This is a genomic window from Oerskovia rustica, assembly GCF_014836555.1.
Taxonomy (GTDB): domain Bacteria; phylum Actinomycetota; class Actinomycetes; order Actinomycetales; family Cellulomonadaceae; genus Oerskovia; species Oerskovia rustica.
The window spans coordinates 51836-57046 of sequence record NZ_JACSQQ010000002.1 but is presented as its reverse complement, the minus strand read 5'-3'; the positions used below and the strand labels follow the sequence as shown (position 1 = coordinate 57046).

General features: G+C 73.2%; 3 protein-coding genes and 1 riboswitch. All 3 genes read left to right on the top strand.

Going from position 1 to position 5211, the window contains the following annotated elements:
- Positions 1-58: 58 nt before the first annotated feature.
- The gene (obgE, locus tag H9652_RS01410) at positions 59-1582 is read left to right on the top strand and encodes a GTPase ObgE (protein WP_191794328.1); all 1524 of its coding nucleotides are present in this window, start codon (positions 59-61) and stop codon (positions 1580-1582) included.
- 245 nt (positions 1583-1827) lie between these two features.
- Positions 1828-2970, top strand: a complete 1143-nt coding sequence (gene proB / locus H9652_RS01405) for a glutamate 5-kinase (protein ID WP_191794327.1) — start codon at positions 1828-1830, stop codon at positions 2968-2970.
- 163 nt (positions 2971-3133) lie between these two features.
- Positions 3134-3245: riboswitch (SAM riboswitch) on the top strand.
- Between the two features lie 297 nt (positions 3246-3542).
- Positions 3543-5195 carry an ABC transporter substrate-binding protein gene (locus H9652_RS01400; RefSeq protein ID WP_191794326.1) on the top strand — a complete coding sequence of 551 codons (1653 nt, stop codon included), beginning with the start codon at positions 3543-3545 and terminating at the stop codon, positions 5193-5195.
- Positions 5196-5211 lie beyond the last annotated feature (16 nt).

The window sequence follows — 5211 nt, the reverse complement described above, 5'->3', positions numbered from 1 at the left end:
ACCGACGTCGGTGCGCCCCTCCTGGTGTTCTTCCCCCCTGCTTGAGAGGACCATTTCCATGGCCACGTTCGTCGACCGCGTCGTCCTGCACGCCTCCGGCGGTGACGGCGGCAACGGTTGCGCCTCCATCCGCCGGGAGAAGTTCAAGCCGCTCGCCGGCCCTGACGGCGGCAACGGGGGTGATGGTGGGACCGTGCGGATCGTCGTCGACTCCCAGACCACGACGCTCCTCGAGTTCCACCACTCGCCGCACCGCAACGCGACCTCCGGCACCCAGGGCATGGGCGACCACCGCGCGGGCGCCAACGGCGGGGACCTGATCCTGCGCGTGCCCGACGGCACCGTGATCAAGGACACGGACGGCAACGTCCTGGCCGACCTCGTCGGCGAGGGTGCCGAGTACGTCGCCGCCGCCGGTGGCCGGGGTGGCCTCGGCAACGCCGCGCTCGCCTCCCAGCGCCGCAAGGCGCCCGGCTTCGCGCTGCTCGGCGAGCCCGGCGAGGAGGCCGACTTCGTCCTCGAGGTCAAGTCGATCGCCGACGTCGCGCTCGTCGGTTTCCCGAGCGCCGGCAAGTCCTCGCTCGTCGCCGCGATCTCCGCGGCCCGGCCCAAGATCGCCGACTACCCGTTCACGACCCTCGTCCCCAACCTGGGCGTGGTCCAGGCGGGCGACTCGCGCTACACGGTCGCCGACGTCCCCGGCCTCATCCCCGGCGCGAGCCAGGGCAAGGGGCTCGGCCTCGAGTTCCTGCGCCACATCGAGCGCACCGCCGTGATCGTGCACGTGCTCGACTGCGCGACGCTCGAGCCCGGTCGTGACCCGATCTCCGACCTCGAGGCGCTCGAGGCCGAGCTCGACGCCTACGCGGGCGACCTCGACATCGAAGGGGCCCGGCTCCCGCTCAACGAGCGCCCGCGCCTCGTGGTGCTCAACAAGATCGACGTGCCCGAGGCCCGCGAGCTCGCCGAGCTCGTGCGCCCCGACCTCGAGGCCCGCGGCCTGCGCGTCTTCGAGATCTCGACCGCGAGCCACGAGGGCCTGCGCCCCCTGACGTTCGCGCTCGCCGAGCTCGTCGACCAGGCTCGCCGTGACGCCCCGGCTCCCGCGCCGGCGCGCACGATCCTGCGCCCCAAGGCTGTCGACGACGCGGGCTTCACCGTGACCCGCAAGGGTGGCGCCGAGACCGGCTTCTACTACGAGGTCCGCGGCTCCAAGCCCGAGCGCTGGGTCCGCCAGACCGACTTCTCGAACGACGAGGCCGTGGGCTACCTCGCGGACCGTCTCGCACGCCTCGGCGTCGAGGAGAAGCTCTTCAAGGCCGGTGCCGTCGCGGGCGACGAGGTACGCATCGGTTCGGACAAGAACGCTGTCGTGTTCGACTGGGAGCCCACGCTCATCACGGGCTCCGAGCTCCTCGGCGGCCCGCGCGGCTCCGACCTGCGGCTCGAGGACACCTCCCGCCCCACGCGCTCGGACAAGCGTCGCGAGTACACCGAGCGCATGGACGCCAAGGCCGAGGCCCGTGCCGAGCTGTGGACCGAGCGCGAGTCCGGTCACTGGACGGACCCCGACCAGGACTGACCCCGTACGGGGCGACGGGTCGTCGACATCGCACGTCCGCCCACAGGGCGGGTACGGCCCTCGGGTCGTGCCCGCCCTGCGGCGTCCCCGGGTGGTGCCGACCCTGCGGGCGGGCGAGACGAGCGCCCGGAGGGGAGCGGCGTCGTCGGGCCGGCGGGGGAGCAGGTGCCCACGCCCTCCCACCGTGAGGTGTCACACGCTGAAACGGCGCCCCGTCCGGGCGCCCGGCGCGGGATGATGAGCCCGTGAATGCGCTCTCCGCACGCTCCCAGGTCGCCACGGCCCACCGGGTCGTCGTCAAGATCGGCTCCTCCTCCCTCACCGGACCGGACGGGCACCTCAGCGTCCCTGCCCTCCACGCGCTCGTCGACGTGATCGCGGCCCGCCACGCAGCGGGCGGGCAGGTCGTGCTCGTGACGTCGGGGGCGATCGCCGCGGGGATCGGACCGCTCGGCCTGAGCGCACGACCTCGCGACCTCGCGACGGCCCAGGCCGCGGCCTCGGTGGGCCAGGGCCTCCTCGTCGCCCGCTACGCCCAGGCGTTCGCCGAGTACGGCATCCGCGTGGGCCAGGTGCTCCTCACGGCCGAGGACACCATCCGCCGCGGGCACTACCGCAACGCGCAGCGCTCGCTCGAGCGTCTGCTGGACCTGGGGATCGTGCCGGTCGTCAACGAGAACGACGCGGTCGCGACGGACGAGATCCGCTTCGGTGACAACGACCGCCTCGCTGCCCTGGTCTCGCACCTGGTCCGCGCCGACGCGATGGTCCTGCTGACCGACGTCGACGGCCTGTACGACGGGCCGCCCTCGCGCCCCGGCACCCAGCGGATCCGCGAGGTCCGGTCCGCGCTCGACCTCGAGGGCATCGAGGTCACCGGCCGCGGCAGCTCGATCGGGACGGGCGGCATGCTCACCAAGCTCGAGTCGGTGCGCATCGCGACGGGCTCGGGCATCCCGGTCGTCCTGACCAAGGCCGCGCACGCCGAGGGCGCCCTCGCGGGGCGCGAGGTCGGGACGTGGTTCGCGGTGACCGGCAAGCGCACGACGCGCCGGCGCCTGTGGCTTGCGCACGCCGCCCGCACGCGCGGGCGCCTCGAGCTCGACGAGGGAGCGGTCACCGCGGTCCTGGGCGGACGCGCGTCGCTGCTGCCCGCGGGCGTGGTCGGCGTCACGGGCGACTTCGACGCCGGCGACCCCGTCGAGCTCGTCGCGCCCGACGGGCGCGTGATCGCGCGCGGCCTCGTCGCGTTCGACTCGAGCGACATCCCGGACCTGCTCGGGCGTTCGACGCACGAGCTGCGCGACAGGCTGGGCGAGGGGTACGACCGGGAGATCGTGCACCGCGACGACCTCGTGCTCGTGGGGCGCAAGCGCAAGGCGTCCTGAGCGCGGCTCGTCGCGGCCGACGCGCCCCTCGCGCGCCCCCTGACGGGGCCGCCGACCCCGACCCGGGTCGACGGGCCCCGTCTCGCGCTCCCGGCGTCTCAATGCGTGGGACGGCGCTCTCACCCCTTGACTCCTCGCCCCCGGGAGGCTTTCCTGTGCGGCAGGTGAAGAGCGCCAGCGCCAAGACCCGGCTCGCTGGCCAGCAACCCTTCGACGTGACGGGGTGCTCCGGGTGGTACCTGACCGCGACCCGTCGGGCGCGGTAAGCACACGGAGGAACGGGCGATGCGCGCACTCGGGACGGAACAGGAGCACGACCGCAGGGCGGTGTGCCGCCTCGGCGGAGCCAGACCCCTCGCGCCCTGTTGTCGCTGACACGTTGCTGAACCCCCGCTGCACCTGACGCACGGCCGACACCCCGCGTCCCCCCTCCGCCGTCCCCTCGACGGCTCCCCACCGCCGCTCGCCGTGAGCCCGGCGTCGATCCGACGCACCCACGGTCCGTCGGCGACCCCTCAGCGCCCCGGCACTGCCGGTCCGACGGCGCGCACGACCGAAGGAGCACCTCTCGCATGTCCCTCTCGACCTGGCCCTCGGGCCCCGGCGGCCGTACGGCCCCGTCCCGCCGCGCGCTCGCCGCGGCCTCCCTCGCCGCGACGGCGCTCCTGCTCGGGGCGTGCGGCACCGGTGGCGGCAGCACGGCGGACGGCACGTCCCCCGGTCCGACGGCGGAGCCCGTCCCGGGCGGCAACCTCACCTTCGCGGTCACGGTCGACTCGCACTGCATCGACCCGCAGCAGGTCGGGAACAACGACGCGATCGCCTCGGCCCGTCAGACCGTGGCCTCGCTCACCGCGCAGGACCCGGACACGGGGGAGATCCTGCCGTGGCTCGCCGAGAGCTGGGAGGTCGACGCGGACGCGACGAGCTTCACGTTCACGCTCCGGGAGGGGCCGACGTTCGCCGACGGCACGCCGATCGACGCGGCCGCCGTCAAGACGAACTTCGACAAGATCGTCGAGCTCGGGGCAGCGGCCTCGCTCGGCTCGGCCTACCTCGTCGGGTACGAGGGGACCACGGTCGTGGACCCCCGCACCGTGCGGGTCGACTTCTCAGCCCCCAGCGCTCAGTTCCTCCAGGCGTCCTCGACCTTCTCGCTCGGTCTGCTCTCGCCCGCGTCCGCCGCGCTCAGCGTCGAGGACCGGTGCGCCGGGAAGTTCGTGGGCTCCGGGCCGTTCGCGGTGAAGTCGTACACCTTCGACCAGGAGGTCGTGCTCGAGAAGGTCGCCGGCTACGACTGGGCCTCCGGGGCCGACGACCACACGGGTGAGGCGTACCTCGACACCGTGACCGTGAAGTTCGTGCCCGAGGCCAGCGTGCGGACCGGCAGCCTGCTCTCGGGCCAGATCGACGCGACCGCGGCCATCAGCACGGTCGACCTGCCGCAGTTCGACGGCAACGGCTTCTGGCTCGCGTACCGGGCGAACCCGGGCGTCGTCTTCAACCTCTTCCCCAACGAGTCGCGACCGCTCGCCGCCGACCCCGCAGTGCGGCAGGCGATCAGCAAGGGCATCGACCGCGAGGAGATCGCCGCGACCCTGCTGACCCCGCAGGACGAGCCCGCGACGAGCGCGCTGTCGCACTCGACCCCGCTGTGGGCCGACGTCTCGGACGACCTGGCGTACGACCCGGACGGTGCGGAAGAGCTCCTCGACGACGCCGGCTGGGTCAAGGGTGCCGACGGCGTGCGGGTCAAGGACGGACAGCGGCTGTCCACCACCGTCACGTTCTGGCAGGTGGCCGAGCCGCTCGAGCTCGTCCAGCAGCAGCTCGCGAAGATCGGTGTGGACCTCCAGCTCAAGCAGGTCACGGTCGCCGAGTCCACCGAGCTCAAGAAGTCCGGAGACTTCGACTTCGACTACTACAACCTGACGCGCTCGGACCCCGACGTGCTGCGCACGATCTTCTCGGCCAACGCGCGCAACATCAACAAGCGGGCACCCGAGGAAGTCGACGTGCTGCTCGATCGCTCGGCCGCGTCGACCGACCCGGCCGAGCGGCAGGAGCTCGTGACCCAGGCTGCGCGTCTCCTGGTGCAGGAGGGCCACGCGATCCCGGTCTACGAGCTCTCGACGACGATCGCGGCGGCCGACACGGTCCACGGCCTGGGCTTCGAGGCGTCGACCCGCCTCGACTTCTACGGCGCCTGGGTCCAGCAGGACTGAGGTAGCGGCTCGGCGG